At 72.5% G+C, this 18162-nt stretch carries 14 protein-coding genes; 13 read left to right on the top strand and 1 reads right to left on the bottom strand.

The window, feature by feature from the left end:
* The first annotated feature begins 8 nt into the window (after positions 1–8).
* From ACYU7H_RS03995 to lpxC, 11 genes are all read left to right on the top strand, one after another.
* Positions 9–1490, top strand: a complete 1482-nt coding sequence (locus tag ACYU7H_RS03995) for a UDP-N-acetylmuramoyl-L-alanyl-D-glutamate--2,6-diaminopimelate ligase (RefSeq protein WP_460812662.1) — start codon at positions 9–11, stop codon at positions 1488–1490.
* Positions 1481–2893: a UDP-N-acetylmuramoyl-tripeptide--D-alanyl-D-alanine ligase gene (locus ACYU7H_RS03990; protein ID WP_460813060.1), complete on the top strand. Its 1413-nt coding sequence runs from the start codon at positions 1481–1483 to the stop codon at positions 2891–2893. Before ACYU7H_RS03995 ends, ACYU7H_RS03990 begins: the two co-directional genes overlap by 10 nt.
* Positions 2883–3962, top strand: coding sequence for a phospho-N-acetylmuramoyl-pentapeptide-transferase (mraY, locus tag ACYU7H_RS03985; protein WP_460812660.1), 1080 nt, complete (start codon positions 2883–2885; stop codon positions 3960–3962). The genes ACYU7H_RS03990 and mraY overlap by 11 nt, the downstream gene beginning before the upstream one ends.
* Positions 3962–5287, top strand: coding sequence for a putative lipid II flippase FtsW (ftsW, locus tag ACYU7H_RS03980; RefSeq protein WP_460812658.1), 1326 nt, complete (start codon positions 3962–3964; stop codon positions 5285–5287). The genes mraY and ftsW overlap by 1 nt, the downstream gene beginning before the upstream one ends.
* Complete coding sequence (gene murG, locus ACYU7H_RS03975; protein WP_460812656.1) at positions 5287–6402, top strand: undecaprenyldiphospho-muramoylpentapeptide beta-N-acetylglucosaminyltransferase; 1116 nt, start codon at positions 5287–5289, stop codon at positions 6400–6402. The genes ftsW and murG overlap by 1 nt, the downstream gene beginning before the upstream one ends.
* Complete coding sequence (gene murC / locus ACYU7H_RS03970) at positions 6399–7859, top strand: UDP-N-acetylmuramate--L-alanine ligase (protein ID WP_460812655.1); 1461 nt, start codon at positions 6399–6401, stop codon at positions 7857–7859. Before murG ends, murC begins: the two co-directional genes overlap by 4 nt.
* Positions 7856–8860, top strand: a complete 1005-nt coding sequence (locus tag ACYU7H_RS03965; RefSeq protein WP_460812654.1) for a D-alanine--D-alanine ligase — start codon at positions 7856–7858, stop codon at positions 8858–8860. Before murC ends, ACYU7H_RS03965 begins: the two co-directional genes overlap by 4 nt.
* Positions 8857–9633 (top strand): cell division protein FtsQ/DivIB, encoded by a 777-nt coding sequence (locus tag ACYU7H_RS03960; protein ID WP_460812652.1) that lies wholly within the window; start codon positions 8857–8859, stop codon positions 9631–9633. Before ACYU7H_RS03965 ends, ACYU7H_RS03960 begins: the two co-directional genes overlap by 4 nt.
* Positions 9630–10865, top strand: coding sequence for a cell division protein FtsA (gene ftsA, locus ACYU7H_RS03955; protein WP_460812650.1), 1236 nt, complete (start codon positions 9630–9632; stop codon positions 10863–10865). Before ACYU7H_RS03960 ends, ftsA begins: the two co-directional genes overlap by 4 nt.
* Before the next feature lie 32 nt (positions 10866–10897).
* Entirely contained in the window at positions 10898–12148 is a 1251-nt protein-coding gene (ftsZ, locus tag ACYU7H_RS03950) for a cell division protein FtsZ (RefSeq protein WP_460812649.1), read from the top strand.
* A 324-nt stretch (positions 12149–12472) separates the two neighbouring features.
* Positions 12473–13381, top strand: coding sequence for a UDP-3-O-acyl-N-acetylglucosamine deacetylase (gene lpxC, locus ACYU7H_RS03945; RefSeq protein ID WP_460812648.1), 909 nt, complete (start codon positions 12473–12475; stop codon positions 13379–13381).
* A 308-nt stretch (positions 13382–13689) separates the two neighbouring features.
* Here lpxC and ACYU7H_RS03940 read toward each other — a convergent pair whose 3' ends face one another.
* Complete coding sequence (locus ACYU7H_RS03940) at positions 13690–14169, bottom strand: DciA family protein (protein ID WP_460813058.1); 480 nt, start codon at positions 14167–14169, stop codon at positions 13690–13692.
* Between ACYU7H_RS03940 and ACYU7H_RS03935 the strand changes: the two genes are divergently transcribed.
* Positions 14154–15068, top strand: a complete 915-nt coding sequence (locus ACYU7H_RS03935; protein ID WP_460812646.1) for a M23 family metallopeptidase — start codon at positions 14154–14156, stop codon at positions 15066–15068. The two genes, ACYU7H_RS03940 and ACYU7H_RS03935, sit on opposite strands and share 16 nt — an antisense overlap.
* Before the next feature lie 155 nt (positions 15069–15223).
* On the top strand, positions 15224–17953 hold the full coding sequence (gene secA, locus ACYU7H_RS03930; RefSeq protein ID WP_460812645.1) for a preprotein translocase subunit SecA: 2730 nt from the start codon (positions 15224–15226) through the stop codon (positions 17951–17953).
* Positions 17954–18162 lie beyond the last annotated feature (209 nt).

The raw sequence follows: 18162 nt of genomic DNA, 5'->3' as shown, positions 1-18162 counted from the left end.
GCGGCGCGATGAGCGGCGCGATGTCCCTCGCCCGGTTGCTGCCCGACGTGCCCGGCGTGCCGGACGTGCCGGTGGCGCGCCTGGTCCAGGACAGCCGCGCCCTGCGCGCGGGCGACGCCTTCGTGGCGATCCCGCCGGTGGACGAGAGCCAGTCCGGGCTGCACGGCCTGCAGTTCGTCGACCATGCGCGCGCGGCGGGCGCGGTGGCGATCCTGTTCGAGCCGCCCGCCCCCGACGCCTGGCCCGCGCCTGCGGATGCGATTCCCGTGCCGGGCCTGCGTGCGCGCCTGGGGGCGATGGCCGACACCCTGTACGGCCGGCCCACCGCGCACATGCGCATGGCGGGCGTGACCGGCACCAACGGCAAGACGTCGACGGTGCAGCTGCTGGCGCAGGCGTGGCAGTCCATCGGCATGCGCAGCGCGACCATCGGCACGCTCGGCGCCGGCCTGCACGGCCGCGAGGAAGCGACCGGGTTCACCACGCCGCTGGTGCTGCACCTGCACGCGCTGCTCGCCGAGCTGCACGCGGCGGGCGCGGAGGCGGTGGCGATGGAAGTCAGCTCGCACGCCCTGGACCAGGGCCGCGTGGACGGCGTGCATTTCGACGTGGCGGTGTTCACCAACCTCAGCCGCGACCATCTGGACTACCACGGCGACATGGCGGCCTACGGCGCGGCGAAGGCCAAGCTGTTCGCCTGGCCCGGCCTCGGCGCCGCGGTGCTGAACCTGGACGACGCGTTCGGGCGCGAACTCGCGGGCGCGCTGCCCGATGGCGTGCGCGCGATCGGCGTCAGCACGCGCGGTGCGACGGGCGCGACGCTCATGGCGGAAGGCGTCGAGCTCGACCAGGACGGGCTGGCCTTCGACCTGGTGGTCGGCGGCGCGCGCCATCCGGTGCGCTCGCCGCTGCTCGGCCGTTTCAACGTGGACAACCTGCTGGCGGTCGCCGGCGTGCTGCACGCCGCGGGCGAGCCGGCCGCGCGCATCGCCGCGATCCTCGGTGGACTGAAGCCGATCCGCGGCCGGATGAACCGGCTCGGCGGCGACGGCCTGCCGCTCGTGGTCGTCGACTACGCGCACACGCCCGACGCGCTGGAACAGGCGCTCGCCACGCTGCGCGCGCACGCGCCGGCCCGGATCCTGTGCGTGTTCGGCTGCGGCGGCGAGCGCGACACCGGCAAGCGGCCCGAGATGGGCGCGATCGCGGCGAAGCTCGCCGACCTGGTCGTGGTGACCGACGACAACCCGCGCAGCGAGGATGGCGACGCGATCGTCGCCGGCATCCTGGCCGGCATCCACGACCAGGCCGGCGTGGCGGTGCTGCGCGACCGGCGCGCCGCCATCGCGCGCGCGATCGGCCAGGCCCGCGCCGACGACATCGTGCTGGTCGCCGGCAAGGGCCACGAGCCGTACCAGGAGATCGACGGCGTGCGGCATCCCTTCGACGACACCGCCGTGGCCCGCGACGCGCTGGAGGCCTGGCAATGACCCCGGTCGCGCTCACGCGGATCGCGGAAGCGGTCGGCGGCCGGCTTGTCGGCGCCGACACCGCGCACGACGTGCTGATCGACGCCGTCTCGACCGACACGCGTGCCCTCGACCACGCCAACGGCCAGGGCGTGCTGTTCGTCGCGCTGCGCGGCGAGCGCTTCGACGGGCACGACCATGCCGCCGCCGCCGAGGAAGGCGGCGCGCGCGCGTTGCTGGTCTCGCGGCCCCTGGACGTGCGCCTGCCGCAGGTGGTGGTCGCCGACACCGAGCGCGCGCTGGCGGCGCTGGCCTCGGCCATGCATCGCGCGCGCAATGGCCGGACCCGCGTGCTCGCGGTCACCGGAAGCAACGGCAAGACGACGGTGAAGACCCTGCTGCTGTCGATCCTGTCGCGCTGCGGCAAGGCCTACGGCAACCCGGGCAACCGCAACAACGAGATCGGCCTGCCGCTGGCGGTGATCGACGCGCCCGACGACGCCGACTTCGCGGTGTACGAAATGGGCGCGGGCAAGCCCGGCGACATCGCCTACCTGACCGCGGTGGCCCGCCCCGAAGTGTCGCTCGTGAACAACATCGCGCCCGCGCACCTGGAGCGCATGGGCAGCCTGCTGGGCGTGGCCGACACCAAGGCCGCGATCTACGACGCCCTGCCCAACGGCGGTACCGCGGTCATCAACGCCGACGACGCGTTCGCGCCGTACTTCGCCGAGCGCGCGCACGGCCGCCGGATCGTGCGCTTCGGCATCGAGTCGACCGCCGACGTGGTCGCCCGCGACATCCAGCCCGAGGGCGAGGGCACGCGCTTCACGATGGACACGCCGCAGGGCGCCATCGACGCCACGCTGGCGCTGCCGGGCCGCCACAACGTGCGCAACGCGCTCGCGGCCGCGGCCATGGCAATGGCGGTGGGCGCCACGCTCGAGCAGGTGCGCGACGGCCTGGCCGCCGCCACCCCGGTCGCCGGCCGGCTGGTCGTGCGCACGCTCCCGGGCGGCGCCACGCTGGTGGACGACAGCTACAACGCGAACCCCGGCTCGCTGCTCGCGGCGATCGAACTGCTCGGCGCGGGCCCGCAGGCCGGTTGGCTGGTGCTCGGCGACATGCGCGAGCTCGGCGACGACGCCGCCGCGCTGCATGCCGAGGCCGGGCGTCGCGCGCGGGCCGCGGGGATCAAGCGCCTGTACGCGCTCGGCGAACTGAGCGCGCACGCCGCGCGTGCGTTCGGCGAGGACGGGCGGGTGTTCTCCGCCCACGCCGCGCTGGCCGACGCGCTGCGCGCCGACCTGGGCACGCACCCGGACGTGCGCGTGCTGGTGAAGGGGTCGCGGGGCAGCCGCATGGACCGGATCGTCGAGGCGCTGCTTCCGGGCGGGCCAGGGGAGGCACACGATGCTGCTTGAACTCGCGCGCTGGCTTGAGCAGCTCGAAAGCCTGTTCGGCCTGTTCCGCTACATCACGTTCCGCTCGATCGTCGCGGCGCTGACCGCGCTCGCGCTGTCGCTGTGGTGGGGCCCGGCGGTGATCCGCAAGCTCGCCCAGTTCAAGGGCCAGCCGATCCGCAGCGAGGGGCCGAAGACGCACTTCTCCAAGGCCGGCACGCCGACCATGGGCGGCGCGCTGATCCTGATGACGGTGATCGTCTCGGTGCTGCTGTGGGGCGACCTGCGCAACCGCTACGTGTGGGTCGTGCTGGCGGTGCTGGTCGCCTTCGGCGCGATCGGCTGGTACGACGACTGGATCAAGATCGTGCGCCGCGACCCGAACGGGCTGGCCTCGCGCTGGAAGTACGCGATGCAGTCGCTGTTCGGCCTGGCGGCGGGCGTGTTCCTGTTCATGACCGCCGACACGCAGGCGGCCACGACCTTCTTCGTGCCGCTGCTCAAGGACGTGGCGATCCCGCTGGGCGTGCTGTTCGTGGGCGTGGCCTACTTCTGGATCGTCGGCTTCTCCAACGCGGTCAACCTCACCGACGGCCTGGACGGCCTGGCGATCCTGCCGACGGTGCTGGTCGCCTGCGCGCTGGGCGTGTTCGCCTACGCCTCGGGCAACGTCGTGTTCTCCGAGTACCTGCAGATCCCGCAAATCCCCGGGGCGGGCGAGCTGGTGATCATCTGCGCGGCGATCGCCGGCGCAGGGCTCGGGTTCCTCTGGTTCAACACCTACCCGGCGATGGTGTTCATGGGCGACATCGGCGCGCTGGCGCTGGGCGCGGCGCTGGGCACCATGGCCGTGATCGTGCGCCAGGAACTGGTGCTGGTGGTGATGGGCGGCGTGTTCGTCATCGAGACGCTCTCAGTGATGATCCAGGTGGCGTCGTTCAAGCTCACCGGCAAGCGCGTGTTCCGGATGGCGCCGATCCACCACCACTTCGAGCTCAAGGGCTGGCCGGAGCCGCGCGTGATCGTGCGCTTCTGGATCATCTCGGTGGTCCTCGTGCTCGTCGGCCTCGCGACGTTGAAGGTGCGCTGATGGGCGACGCCCGCCACCAGGCTACCCGGCTCGACGCGATCGAAGGGCGCTTCGATCCGTGGCTGCTCGGCGCCGTGCTGGCGCTGGCGTGCCTGGGCGTGGTGATGGTGGGCTCGAGCTCGATCGCCATCGGCGAGGGCCTCGGCGTCGGCCCGTTCTACTTCCTCGCCAAGCACCTGGTGTACCTGGTCGCCGGCGGCCTGATCGCCGTGTGGCTGGCGCGCACCGAACTGAAGTCGATCGAACAGTTCGACCGCGTGCTGCTGCTCGGCGCGGTCGCGCTGCTGGTGCTGGTGTTCGTTCCGGGCATCGGTCGAAGCGTCAACGGCGCGCGCCGCTGGCTCGACCTGGGCATCGCCGGCTTCCAGGCCGTCGAGGCGGTGAAGCTGATGTACATCGTGTGGCTGGCCAGCTACCTCAAGCGCTTCTCCGCGGAGGTGGGCGCCACGTGGCCGGCGATGCTCAAGCCGCTGGGCGTGGCGCTGCTGCTGGTGGTGCTGCTCGGCCTGCAGCCGGACTTCGGCTCGCTGTCGCTGGTACTGGCGGTGACCGCCGGCATGCTGGTGCTGGGCGGCGTGCACCTGCCGCGGATGGCCGCGCCGGTCGTCGTCGGCCTGCCGGTGCTGGCGATCGTGGCCATCGCCGAGCCCTACCGCATGCGCCGCCTCACTTCCTTCATGGACCCGTGGTCGGATCCGTTCGACAGCGGCTACCAGCTGACCAACGCGTTGATCGCGGTCGGCCGGGGCGAGTGGTTCGGCGTCGGCCTGGGCGGGTCGATCCAGAAGCTGGCCTACCTGCCCGAGGCGCACACCGACTTCATCCTGGCGGTGATCGCCGAGGAGCTGGGCTTCGTGGGCGTGTGCGCGGTGATCGCGCTGTACGCGATCGTGGTCTGGCGCGCGTTCTCGATCGGCCTGGCGTGCGTGGAGATGCGCCGCCACTTCGCCGGCTACTGCGCGTTCGGCATCGGGTTGCTGGTCGCGCTGCAGAGCTTCGTCTCGATCGGCGTGAACCTCGGCCTGCTGCCGACCAAGGGGCTGACGCTGCCGCTGGTGTCCTCGGGCGGTTCCAGCGTGCTGGCCACGTGCGCGGCGATGGGCCTGCTGCTGCGCGTGTCCTACGAGCTCGATCGCGCGCAGCGCCAGGTCGCGCGCCTGCGTGGCGATGCGACGCCGCCGCCGGGCGACGAGAAGCCGCCCGTGCCGGCGACGACCCAGCCGCTGCCGGCCGCGGCGCGCGGCAATGCCGCCGCGAAGTCGGCCGGACGCGGCACCAGCCGCCTGCGCGGGCGCATCGAGCCGAACCTCGGGAGGACCTCGTGATGGCGCGCCGCATGCCGCCCGGCGAGGCCCCGGTGATGATCCTGGCCGGCGGCACGGGCGGGCACATCTTCCCGGGCCTGGCGCTCGCCGCCGCGCTGCATGCGCGCGGCGTGCCGGTCAGCTGGCTGGGCGCGGCCGGCGGCATGGAAACGCGGCTGGTGCCGGAGCACGGCATCCCGATCGACACCATTTCCGTCGGCGGCCTGCGCGGCAAGGGCAGGGCGACGCTGCTCGCCGCACCCCTGCGCCTGCTGCGCGCGCTGTTCGCCGCGTGGCGGGTGATCGGCCTGCGCCGTCCGCGCGCGGTAGTCAGTTTCGGTGGCTACGCGGCGGGGCCGGGCGGGCTGGCCGCGTGGCTGCGCGGCCGGCCGCTGCTGGTGCACGAACAGAACCGCGCGCCCGGTTTCACCAACACGGTGCTGGCGCGGCTGGCCCGGCGCGTGCTCACGGGCTTCCCCGGCACCTTCGAGCGCGAGGAGACCGTGGGCAACCCGGTGCGCGACGCCATCGCCACCGTGCCTGCGCCGGCCGAGCGCCTCCGCGACCACGGTGGCGCCATGCGCCTGCTGGTGCTCGGCGGTAGCCAGGGCGCGCGCGCGCTGAACACCGCGGTGCCCGCCGCGCTGGCGGCGCTGGGGCAGCCGATCGACGTGCGCCACCAGTGTGGCGAGCGGCTCGCCGACGAGGCCCGGGCCGCATACGCGGCGGCCGGCGTGCCGGTGTCGCTCGAACCGTTCATCGCCGACATGGCGCAGGCCTACGCCTGGGCCGACGTGGTCGTGTGCCGCGCCGGCGCGCTGACCCTGGCCGAGCTCTGTGCCGTCGGCGTCGGCAGCGTGCTGGTGCCGTTCCCGGCGGCCGTCGACGACCACCAGACCCGCAACGCCGAATACCTGGTCGAACAGGGCGCGGCGCGACTGCTGCCGCAGGACGACGGCGACCTCGCCGACCGCCTGCGCGCGGTGCTGGCCGAACTGGCCGGCGATCCCGCGCTGCGCCTGCGCATGGCCGAGGCCGCGCGCGGCCTGGCGCGCGCCGACGCCGCCGAGCGCGTCGCCTCGATCGTGCTGGACACCGCCACCCCCACGCCGCGCGACACGGAGACCCCGCGATGAGCCGCCACGAGCGTCGCCTGATGCAACCCGGCGACCTGGGCCGCGCCGACTTCGCGCGCGCGTGGCCGCGCGTCCACTTCGTCGGGATCGGCGGCACGGGCATGAGCGGCATCGCGGAAGTGCTGTGCACCCTCGGCTACCAGGTGTCGGGTTCGGACAACGCCGAGAACGCGGCCACGCGCCGGCTGGTGACGCTGGGCGCGACGGTGCACAAGGGGCACGCGGCGTCGAATGTGCTCGGCGCCGACTGCGTGGTCGTCTCCAGCGCGATCCGCCAGGACAACCCCGAACTGATGGAGGCGCGTTCGCAGCGCATCCCGGTGGTGCCGCGCGCGGAGATGCTGGCCGAGCTCATGCGATTCCGCCGCGGCATCGCGGTGGCCGGCACCCACGGCAAGACCACCACGACCTCGCTGATGGCCAGCGTGCTGGCCGAGGGCGAGCTCGACCCGACCTTCGTCATCGGCGGCCAGCTGCTGGCCGCGGGTGCCAACGCGCGCCTCGGGCGCAGCGAATGGCTGGTGGCCGAGGCCGACGAGAGCGACGGCAGCTTCCTGCGCCTGAACCCCCTGGTCGCGGTGGTCACGAACATCGACGCCGACCACCTGGAGAACTACGGCGGCGACTTCGCCAACGTCCAGCGCGCGTTCTCCGAGTTCCTGCACCGGCTGCCGTTCTACGGCCTGGCGGTGCTGTGCATCGACGACCCGGAAGTGGCGAAGCTGGCCGCGGACACCCCGCGCCACGTCATGACCTACGGCTTCGACCCGTCGGCCGACGTCCGCGCCGAGGACGTCGAGCAGTCCGGCGCGCGCATGCGCTTCACGCTGTGCCTGCCCGATGGCGCGCGCTGCAACGTGATGCTGGCGCTGCCCGGCCGCCACAACGTGCTCAACGCCCTGGCGGCGGCCGCCGTCGGTTGGCAGCTGGGCGTGGAGCCGAGGGCGATCGCACGGGCGCTGGAGGCGTTCGCCGGGATCGGCCGCCGCTTCAACCTGCTGGCCAAGACGCCGCTGCCCGACGGTGGCCTGGCGACGGTCGTGGACGACTACGGCCACCACCCGCGCGAACTGGCCGCGGTGTTCGACGCCGCCCGCGGCGGCTGGCCCGACACGCGCCTGGTCGTGGCCTTCCAGCCGCACCGCTACAGCCGCACGCGCGACCACTTCGACGAGTTCGCCGCCGTGCTGTCCAGCGTCGACGCGCTGGTGCTGACCGAGGTGTATCCGGCGGGCGAGGCGCCGATCGCCGGCGCCGACGCCAAGTCGCTGGCGCGCGCCATCCGCGCGCGGGGCCGCATCGACCCGGTCGTGGTGGGCGGCACGGCGGACCTCGGCCCCGTGCTCGGCGACGTGCTGCGCGACGGCGACCTGCTGCTGATGATGGGCGCCGGCGACATCGGCGCGGCCGCCCAGCGGCTGGCCGCGCACGGCTTCGGCCGGGAGGGCGGCGAATGAGCGCCATGCACCCGCCGCGCGTCACCGACCCGGCCGTGTTCGGGCGCGTGGCCGTGCTGATGGGCGGCACCAGCGCCGAGCGCGAGGTCTCGCTCGACTCCGGCCGCAACGTGCGCGAGGCGCTGCGCGCCCGCGGCGTGGACGCGCACGCGGTGGACGGCATCCCGGCACTGGTCGACGCGATCCGCGGCGACGGCTTCGACCGCGTCTTCAACATCCTCCACGGCAACAAGGGCGGGGGCGAGGACGGCGTGCTGCAGGGCCTGCTCGACGCGCTCGGGGTGCCCTACACGGGCTCGGGCGTGCTCGGCAGCGCGCTGTCGATGGACAAGGTGCGCACCAAGCAGGTGTGGCTCGCCGAGGGCCTGCCGACGCCCGCCTACGCGCGCCTGGCGCCGGGTGGCGACGACATGGCCGCGCGGATCCGCGCCGCGGCGGACGAGGTCGGTTTCCCGCTGATCGTGAAGCCCTCCTGCGAGGGCTCGAGCGTCGGCATCTCGCGCGTGTTCGACGCCGAGGGGCTGGACGCGGCGGTCGAACTGGCCGCGCGCTATCCCGGCGAGCTGCTGATGGAACAGATGGTGGTCGGTGACGAGCTGACCGTCGGCATCCTCGGCGACGGCGCTGCGCGCATCGCGCTGCCGTCGATCCGCATCGTGCCCAAGGGCGAGTGGTACGACTACCACGCCAAGTACGTCGCCGAGGACACGCAGTACCTCTGCCCCGGGCTCGAGGGCGACGACGAGGCCGCGATCGGCCGGCTCGCGCTCGACGCGTTCGCCGCGGCGGGATGCAGCGGCTGGGGCCGCGTGGACGTCATGCGCGACCGCGCGAGCGGCACGATGTACCTGCTCGAGGTGAACACCGCGCCGGGCATGACCAGCCACTCGCTGGTGCCCAAGGCCGCGCGCCAGCTGGGCATCGGTTTCGAGGACCTGGTGTGGCGGATCCTTGAAGGCACCGTCATTGAAGGCATCGACGCCGGCGGGGGTGCGCGATGAGCGCACTCCTTCGCGTGCTCGCCTGGGCGCTGGCGGTGGCGCTGGTCGCCGCACCCGTGGTCGCGCTGGTCAATGGCTGGGTCGGCGCCGAGCGCTGGCCGCTGCGCACCCTGCGCGTACACGGCCAGTTCGAACGCGTGGACGAGGCCCGCCTGCGCGAGACGGTGCTGCCGCACGCCCGCGCCGGCTTCTTCGCGGTCGACCTGGACGCGGCCCGCGCCGCGGTCGCCGCGCTGCCGTGGGTCGAGCGCGCCGAGGTGCGCAAGCGCTGGCCCGACGTGATCGAGGTCAATGTCGTCGAACACGTCCCGTTCGCGCGCTGGGGCGAGGACCGCGTGCTGTCCGAGCGCGGCCTGCTGTTCCCCGCGTCGGGCATCGACCTGCCGCCGGGCCTGCCGCGGCTCGCCGGCCCGGAGACGCGCACCGGCGACGTGGTGGCGCTCTACAACGAGGCGCTCGCGCTGTTCGGGCCCACCGGCCGCCGCGTCGCCGCCGTGGCGATGGACGCCCGCGGCAGCTGGCGCCTGCGCCTGGCCGACGGCACCGAGGTCGTGGTCGGCCGCAGCGACGCGCGCCCGCGACTGGCCCGCTTCGCGCGCGTGCTGCCGGGCCTGGTCGCAGCCGAGCCGCGCCAGCTGCTGCGCGCCGACCTCCGCTACACGAACGGCTTCGCCCTGGTCTGGGGCGAGCCCGCCGAGGCCGGCGAGGCGCCGGCACCCGGGACCGCCACGCAGCCGCCGGGCGCGTCGGCCATGACACGAGGAACCGCATGAACCGCAAGGGTGACAAGTCGCTGATCGTGGGCCTGGACATCGGCACCTCCAAGGTGACCGCGCTGGTGGGCGAGTACGCGCCCGGCAGCCCGATCGAGGTGATCGGCATCGGCTCGCACGAGTCGCGCGGCCTGCGCCGCGGCGTGGTCGTGGACATCGACTCGACCGTGCAGTCGATCCAGCGCGCGGTCGAGGAGGCCGAGCTGATGGCCGGCTGCGAGGTCCGCTCGGTGTACGCGTCGATCTCCGGCAACCACATCCAGTGCCGCAACTCGCAGGGCATCGCCCCGATCCGCGACGGCGAGGTCAACTATGCCGACCTGGACCGCGTGCTGGACGCCGCCAAGGCGGTGGCCATCCCGGCCGACCAGAAGATCCTGCACGCGATCCCGCGCGACTACGTGCTGGACGACTCGCAGGAAGGCATCCGCAACCCGGTCGGCATGACCGGCGTGCGCCTGGAGGTGCACGCGCACCTGGTGGTCTGCGCGCAGTCGGCGGCCGCGAACGTGAGCAAGTGCGTGCAGCGCTGCGGCCTGCAGGTCGACGACCTGGTGCTGGCATCGCTCGCCTCCAGCACCGCGGTGCTGACCGACGACGAGCGCGAGCTCGGCGTGGCCCTGGTGGACATCGGCGCGGGCACCACGGACCTGGCGGTGTTCGTGCACGGCGCCATCGCCCACACCGCGAGCCTGCCGATCGCCGGCGACAAGGTCACCGAGGACATCGCGCACATGCTGCGCACGCCCACGCCGGAGGCCGAGCAGATCAAGGTGCGCTACGCCTGCGCGCTGGCGCAGCTGGCCACCGCCGAGGAATCCATCCAGGTCCCGAGCGTCGGCGACCGCCCGCCGCGGCGCATGCCGCGCGCGTCCCTCGCGCAGGCCGTGCAGGCCCGCTACGAGGAGATCTTCGAGATGGTCCAGGCCGAGCTGCGCCGCAGCGGCTTCGAGCAGCACGTGCGCGCCGGCATGGTCCTGACCGGCGGCGCCGCGAAGATGGAAGGCGTGGTGGAGCTGGCCGAGGAGATGCTGCAGATGCCCGTGCGCGTCGGCATCCCGCAGCACGTGACCGGCCTGGGCGAAGTGGTGGGCAACCCGGTCCATGCCACCGGCGTGGGCCTGCTGCTGATGGGCAGCCAGATCGAGAACCCGCGCCGGCCGGTGCTGCCGGCGGGGCGGGCGGGGACGGTGTTCAACAAACTGCGGAACTGGTTCCGCGGCGAGTTCTGAGCGAGCGGTACATAACAACGGAGGACGAGGACATGGCGCATTTCGAACTGGTCGAGAAGATGGCCCCGAACGCGGTCATCAAGGTGGTGGGCGTGGGCGGCGGCGGTGGCAACGCGGTCGCGCACATGGTCAGCAGCAGCGTGGACGGCGTGGAGTTCATCACCGCCAACACCGACGCGCAGGCGATCAAGAACTGCGGCGCGAAGCTGCAGCTCCAGCTGGGCAGCAACGTGACGAAGGGCCTGGGTGCCGGCGCGAACCCCGAGGTCGGCCGCCAGGCCGCGCTCGAGGACCGCGAGCGGATCATGGACGCGCTCCAGGGCGCGGACATGGTGTTCATCACCGCGGGCATGGGCGGCGGCACCGGTACCGGCGCGGCGCCGGTGGTGGCGCAGCTGGCCAAGGAGATGGGCGTGCTGACGGTGGCCGTGGTCACCAAGCCGTTCCCGTTCGAGGGCCGCCGGCGCATGCAGGTCGCGCTCAAGGGCATCGAGGAGCTGGGCCAGCACTGCGACTCGCTGATCACCATCCCCAACGAGAAGCTGATCAGCGTGCTGGGCCGCAACGCCACGATGATCCAGGCGTTCCGCGCGGCGAACGACGTGCTGCTCGGCGCGGTGCAGGGCATCGCGGACCTGATCGTCCGCCCGGGCCTGATCAACGTCGACTTCGCCGACGTGCGCACCGTGATGAGCGAGATGGGCCTGGCGATGATGGGCACCGGCAGCGCCCGCGGCGACGACCGCGCGCAGGCCGCCGCCGAGTCGGCGATCCAGAACCCGCTGCTCGACGACGTCAACCTGTCCGGCGCCAACGGCATCCTGGTCAACATCACCGCCGGCCCCGACTTCACCATGGCCGAGTTCGACGAGGTCGGCCGCACGGTGGAGAACTTCGCCTCCGAGGACGCGACCGTGGTCATCGGCACCGTGCTCGACCCGGACATGCAGGACGAGGTCAAGGTCACGGTGGTGGCGACCGGCCTGAACCGGGCGGCCGCCCGCCAGCCGGTCCGCGACTACGGCAGCCGCGCCGACTTCGGCCAGCGCGAGCAGGCCAACCGCGCCCCGGTGCGACTGGTCCGCAACGCGACCACCGGCCAGCCGGACTTCGACGCGATGGCCAACGTGGAGGAGGCCAACCGCGGCGCGCCGAGCTTCGCCAGCGCCCTGCGTGGTGGCCGCACCGCGGCCGCCGAGCCGGCGCAGGCCGCGCCCGCGGTGGCGGAACTGCCGGACGACTACCTCGACATCCCGGCCTTTCTCCGCCGCCAGGCCGACTGATCCACCGTCGGCCGCCGGTCCCGGCACCGGCCCCGCGAGGGGCCGGCGGGTCCGGTCCGCTCCAGCACGACCCGGGCTGCGCCGCCCGGGCCGTGGCGTCCTCTTCGGCCGGTCGGGTCGCCCCCGACCGGCTGTTTTCATGTCCGCTCGGGAAGGCGCGGGGTCGGATTCGTGACACGGGCGCGACAGCGCCTTGCTTACGTTCAGGTTCAGCAGGCCGCGTGCTAACCTTCCCGCCGTTTAGATGACGGTTCCCGCCGTCCGGGAACCCGCGCCACGCCTGGGTTCCAGCCGTTCGCCCGACGAGATCCGAGCTGCCCCCGAATGCTTCGCCAGCGCACCCTCAAGCACATCACCCGCGCCACCGGCGTGGGCCTGCACAGCGGAGAGAAGGTCTACCTCACGCTGCGGCCGGCCCCGGTGGACACGGGCATCGTGTTCCGCCGCGTGGACCTGGCCCCGGTGGCCGAGATCCCGGCCGACGCATCGCTGGTGACCGAGACCATGCTGTGCACCGGCCTGTCGAAGGACGGCGGCAAGGTGATGACCGTCGAGCACCTGATGTCCGCGCTGGCGGGCCTGGGCATCGACAACGCGTGGATCGAACTGTCGGCGCCCGAGGTGCCGATCATGGACGGCTCCGCGGGCCCGTTCGTGTTCCTGCTGCAGTCGGCCGGCGTGGTCGAGCAGGAGGCGCCCAAGCGCTTCATCCGCGTGCTCAAGCCCGTCGAGGTCCGCGACGGCGACAAGATCGCCCGCTTCGAGCCGCACGACGGGTTCCGGATCGGGTTCACGGTCGAGTTCGACCACCCGGCGATCCCGGCCTCGCGCAGCCGCGCGGAGGTCGAGTTCTCCACCAGCTCCTACGTGAAGGAAGTCAGCCGCGCCCGGACCTTCGGGTTCATGCGCGACCTGGAGTTCATGCGCGAGCGCAACCTCGGCCTGGGCGGCTCGATGGACAACGCCATCGTCCTGGACGAGTACCGCGTGCTCAACGAGGACGGGCTGCGCTACGCGGACGAGTTCGTCCGCCACAAGATCCTCGACGCCGTCGGCGACCTGTACCTCGCCGGCCGGCCGATCATCGGCGCGTTCGAGGGCTTCAAGTCGGGCCACGCGCTGAACAACAAGCTGGTCCGCGCCCTGCTGGCCCAGCCCGATGCCTGGGAGGAAGTCGTCTTCGACGATCCCGGCGCCGCCCCGGTCGCCTACGGCGAGCCGCTCCCCGCCTGACCCGCGTCCCGATTGCCCCGCCACCCTCGTAGGAGCGCCCCTACGGGCGCGAACCCGCGTGGGCCGGACACAGGCGCGGTCTTCGCGCCCGTAGGGGCGCTCCTACAGGGCTGGCGCTGTTTGTGTGACGTGCGTCACATAACCCGTTGATCTGGGTGAGCAAGGCGTGAACCCCGGCCCTGCTTTTAACGCGATCTTAACGAATACCCACGAACCCCTTAACAACCGGCCCCCACCCGGCCGATAGGATGCGTCCGGTCGTCTTCACCGGGCGTCGACAAACGTGACATCCGGCGCGGGGCGGCCACTCAACCGGAATCTTCGTCGCGGCGCTTGCCGCCGGCGGCGGAACCGGAAGGGGCGGCCTCCAGGGAGGCCAGGGCGGCGCGCAGCGCATCGCGCGACGCCTGCGACATCGGCACGGCGGGACGTTCCGCGGGCCGGGGTTGGTGGAAGGGTGCGGTCGCGGTCCTGACCACGACGGCATCCACATCGAGTCCGACGGAGCGGGCCGCGTCGAGGAGTTCGGGTTCGGCAAGTCTCAGCTTGGCGTTCCAGACGGGGGATTCGACGAGAAATACGAGCTTGTGGCCGGAGACGTTCGCAAGCCGCGCATGCGCGGCGAGCACCGGTGGCAGGCAAGGGCGCAACCGACGGTCCAGGGCGTCGAGCATCAAGGCTCGGCGGATCGGGTCGCCGGACGCATCGGCCAGCAGCGCTTCGAGCGCGGGGGTCGGGGCGGACGGCGCGGGCCGGGAACCAGACATCGGGAATGACCTTGAAGACAGCGATCAACAATACATTGCATACCCTCATCGCGATGCCGGCCCAGGCGCGGGCGTTCGCGACCCGCAGCCCGCTGCTGGCCGCCGGCCTGCTGCTGGCGACCGGCATGGTGTTCGGCGCCGGCGCGCGCAGCGGCATCGGCATGGTCGAAGTGGACCGCGCGCAGGCCCAGGCGGCCGCGCAGCAGGCCGAGGTCGAGCAGATCCGGGCCGGCGCGCAGCGCGAGATCAACGCCCTGGCCGCCCGCATGGGCGAGCTGCAGGCGCAGGCCACCCGCCTCAACGCGCTCGGCGAGCGCCTGACCCGCGTCGGCCAGCTGGCCGACGGCGAGTTCGACTTCGACCGTCCGGTCGCCATCGGCGGCGCGGGCAAGGTCGAGGACATGCCGCCTGCCGAGCTGGCCTCGGACCTGGCCTCGCTCGAGGGGCAGTACGCCGCCGCCGGCCAGCAGCTGTCGGTGCTCGAGTCGCTGCTGTTCTCGCGCGAGCTCGACCGCAACGCGACCCCGTCGCGCGCGCCGATCGCCGACAGCTACGTGACCTCGGGCTACGGCATGCGCTCGGACCCGCTGCGCGGCGGCCGCCAGTACCACAAGGGCATCGACTTCGAGGCCGACACCGGCGACGCCGTGCTGTCGGTGGCCGACGGCGTGGTGAGCTTCGCCGGCGCGCGCTCGGGCTACGGCAACGTGGTCGAGGTCGACCACGGCAACGGCTACGTCACCCGCTACGCGCACAACTCGCGCCTGACCCGGCGCGTGGGCGACCTGGTCCGCCGTGGCCAGGAGATCGCCAAGGCCGGCTCCACCGGCCGTTCGACCGGCCCGCACGTGCACTTCGAGGTGTGGGAGAACGGCGTGGCGGTCAACCCGCGCCGCTTCCTGGGCGAGACGCGCGGCTGAGCCGACGGGGGCCGCGGCCCGGGTTGAACCCGGGCGGGCCGGCCCCAACTGCTACAATCGCGAACCCGTGAAAAAGGGCGCCCGGCGCCCTTTTTTATTTGTGTCGCGGACTCCCGGCGCAGCGCCGGCCCGCCCGCACCCGACCCCGGAATCCCATGCTCAACAGCCTGCTGACCCGCGTCTTCGGTAGCCGCAACGAACGCCTCCTCCGCCAGCTCGAAGGCATCGTCAAGAAGGTCAACGCCCTCGAGCCGGAGCTCCAGAAGCTCGACGACGAGGCGCTCAAGGCCAAGACCCCCGAGTTCCAGCAGCGCATCGCCAACGGCGAATCGCTCGACAAGGTCCTGCCCGAGGCCTTCGCCGTCTGCCGCGAGGCCAGCCGCCGCGTGCTGGGCATGCGCCACTACGACGTGCAGCTGATCGGCGGCATGGTGCTGCACCTGGGCAAGATCGCCGAGATGCGCACCGGCGAGGGCAAGACCCTGGTCGCCACCCTGCCGACCTACCTCAACGCCCTGGAAGGCAAGGGCGTGCACGTGGTCACCGTCAACGACTACCTGGCCCGCCGCGACGCCGCCTGGATGGGCCGGCTGTACAACTGGCTGGGCCTGTCGGTCGGCGTGGTCTACCCGGGCATGCCGCATGCCGACAAGAAGGGCGCGTACGCCGCCGACATCACCTACGGCACCAACAACGAGTTCGGCTTCGACTACCTGCGCGACAACATGGCGCTGTCGAAGGACGACCGCCACCAGCGCGGCCTGAACTACGCGATCGTCGACGAGGTCGACTCGATCCTGATCGACGAGGCCCGGACCCCGCTGATCATCTCCGGCCCGGCCGACGAGTCGCCGGACCTGTACATCAAGGTCAACCGCATCGTCCCGACGCTGGTGCGCCAGGTCGAGGAGGAGGGCGAGGGCGACTACTGGGTCGACGAGAAGGGCAAGCAGGTGCACCTGTCCGAGGCCGGCATGGAGCACGCCGAGTCGCTGCTGCGCGCCGCCGGCATCGTCCAGGAGGACGACAGCCTGTACGCCCCGCACAACATCCACGTCGTCCACCACCTCAACGCGGCGCTGCGCGCGCACGCGATCTACCAGCGCGACGTCGACTACATCGTGCGCGACGGCGAAGTGGTGATCGTCGACGAGTTCACCGGTCGCACCCTGGCCGGCCGCCGCTGGTCCGACGGCCTGCACCAGGCGGTCGAGGCGAAGGAGGGCGTGCCGGTCCAGCGCGAGAACCAGACGCTGGCGTCGGTGACGTTCCAGAACCTGTTCCGCATGTACCGCAAGCTCTCGGGCATGACCGGCACGGCGGACACCGAGGCGTTCGAGTTCAACTCGATCTACGGCCTGGAGGTGATCGTCATCCCGACCCACCGGCCGATGGTCCGCGAGGACCACCCGGACCTTGTGTTCCTGACCCGCGACGCGAAGTTCAAGGCGGTGATCGAGGACATCCGCGAGTGCAACGGCCGCGGCCAGCCGGTGCTGGTGGGCACGACCTCGATCGAGACCTCCGAACTGCTGTCCAACGCGCTGCGCCAGGCCGGCATCGCCCACGAGGTGCTCAACGCCAAGCAGCACGAGCGCGAGGCGCACATCGTCGCCCAGGCCGGCCGACCGGGCGCGGTCACCATCGCCACCAACATGGCCGGCCGCGGCACGGACATCGTGCTCGGCGGCGCGCTGGAGTCCGAGCTCGAGGCGCTGGGCGAGGACGCCGACGAGGCGGCGCGCGAGGCGGTGCGCACGGAGTGGAAGGCCCGCCACGAGGCGGTGCTGGCCGCCGGCGGCCTGCACATCATCGGCACCGAGCGCCACGAGTCACGCCGCATCGACAACCAGCTGCGCGGCCGCTCCGGCCGCCAGGGCGACCCGGGTTCGAGCCGGTTCTTCCTGTCGCTGGAAGACAACCTGATGCGCATCTTCGCCGCCGACTGGGTGCAGAAGGCGATGCGGATGATGGGCATGAAGGAGGACGACGTCATCGAGGACCGGCTGGTCACGCGCCAGATCGAGAAGGCGCAGCGCAAGGTCGAGGCCCACAACTTCGACATCCGCAAGAACCTGCTGGACTACGACGACGTCAACAACGACCAGCGCAAGGTGATCTACCAGCAGCGCGACGAGCTGCTGGAGGCCGAGAGCGTCAAGGAGAACGTGGAGGGCATCCGCGCCGACGTGGTCGACGCGATGGTCGCGCGCCACGTGCCGCCCGATTCGATCGACGCGCAGTGGGACCTGGCCGCGCTCGAGGCCGAGCTGCGCGACGAGCTGGGCGTGGAGATGGACCTGCGCGGCATGGCCGAGCGCGAGAAGGAGCTCGACGCCGAGGAGATCGCCACCCGCGTGGAGCGCGAGGTCGAGGCGCACTTCGCCGCGCGCGAGGCCTCAATCGGCGCGGAGAACATGCGCATGCTCGAGAAGCACCTGATGCTCAACGTGCTCGACCAGAGCTGGAAGGAGCACCTGTCGCGCATGGACTTCCTGCGCCAGGGCATCCACCTGCGCGGCTACGCGCAGAAGCAGCCGAAGCAGGAGTACAAGCGCGAGGCGTTCGAGCTGTTCTCGGAGATGCTGGAGAAGGTCAAGCGCGAGGTCGTGCTGCTGCTCGCCCGCGTGCGCATCCGCAGCGAGGAGGAGATCGCCGCGCTGGAGGCGCAGGAGCGCGCGCAGGCCCAGGCCCGCGCCAGCCAGATGCAGTTCCAGCACGCCGACGCCGGCGGCTACGGCGCCGACGAGGAGGCCGCCGCGGTCGCCGCGCCGGGCCAGGGCTTCGAGAAGACCGCGCGCGCGCTGCCCAAGGTCGGCCGCAACGAGCCCTGCCCCTGCGGCAGCGGCAAGAAGTACAAGCACTGCCATGGACAGCTCGCCTGACCCGGACCGAAGTCGCCGCCCGCCCCGCGTCCTCCGGGCCGCGGGCACGCCCGGTTCCACCCCGCGACGGCATGCCCCGAATCCGGGGGCCTCAACTTCCGTAGGAGCGGGCCTTCGCCCGCGATCGCCTTCCCGGCGCAACCAACCGCGGCGCGGTGCGTTCGCTGTTCCGGGTCCCGTGGCGCTTCCGGCGACGCGGGGCGCCTATC

It is taken from the genome of Luteimonas pelagia, from assembly GCF_054776035.1.
The sequence above is the reverse complement of the archived record's forward strand: the minus strand, read 5'-3'. Positions and strand labels throughout refer to the sequence as shown.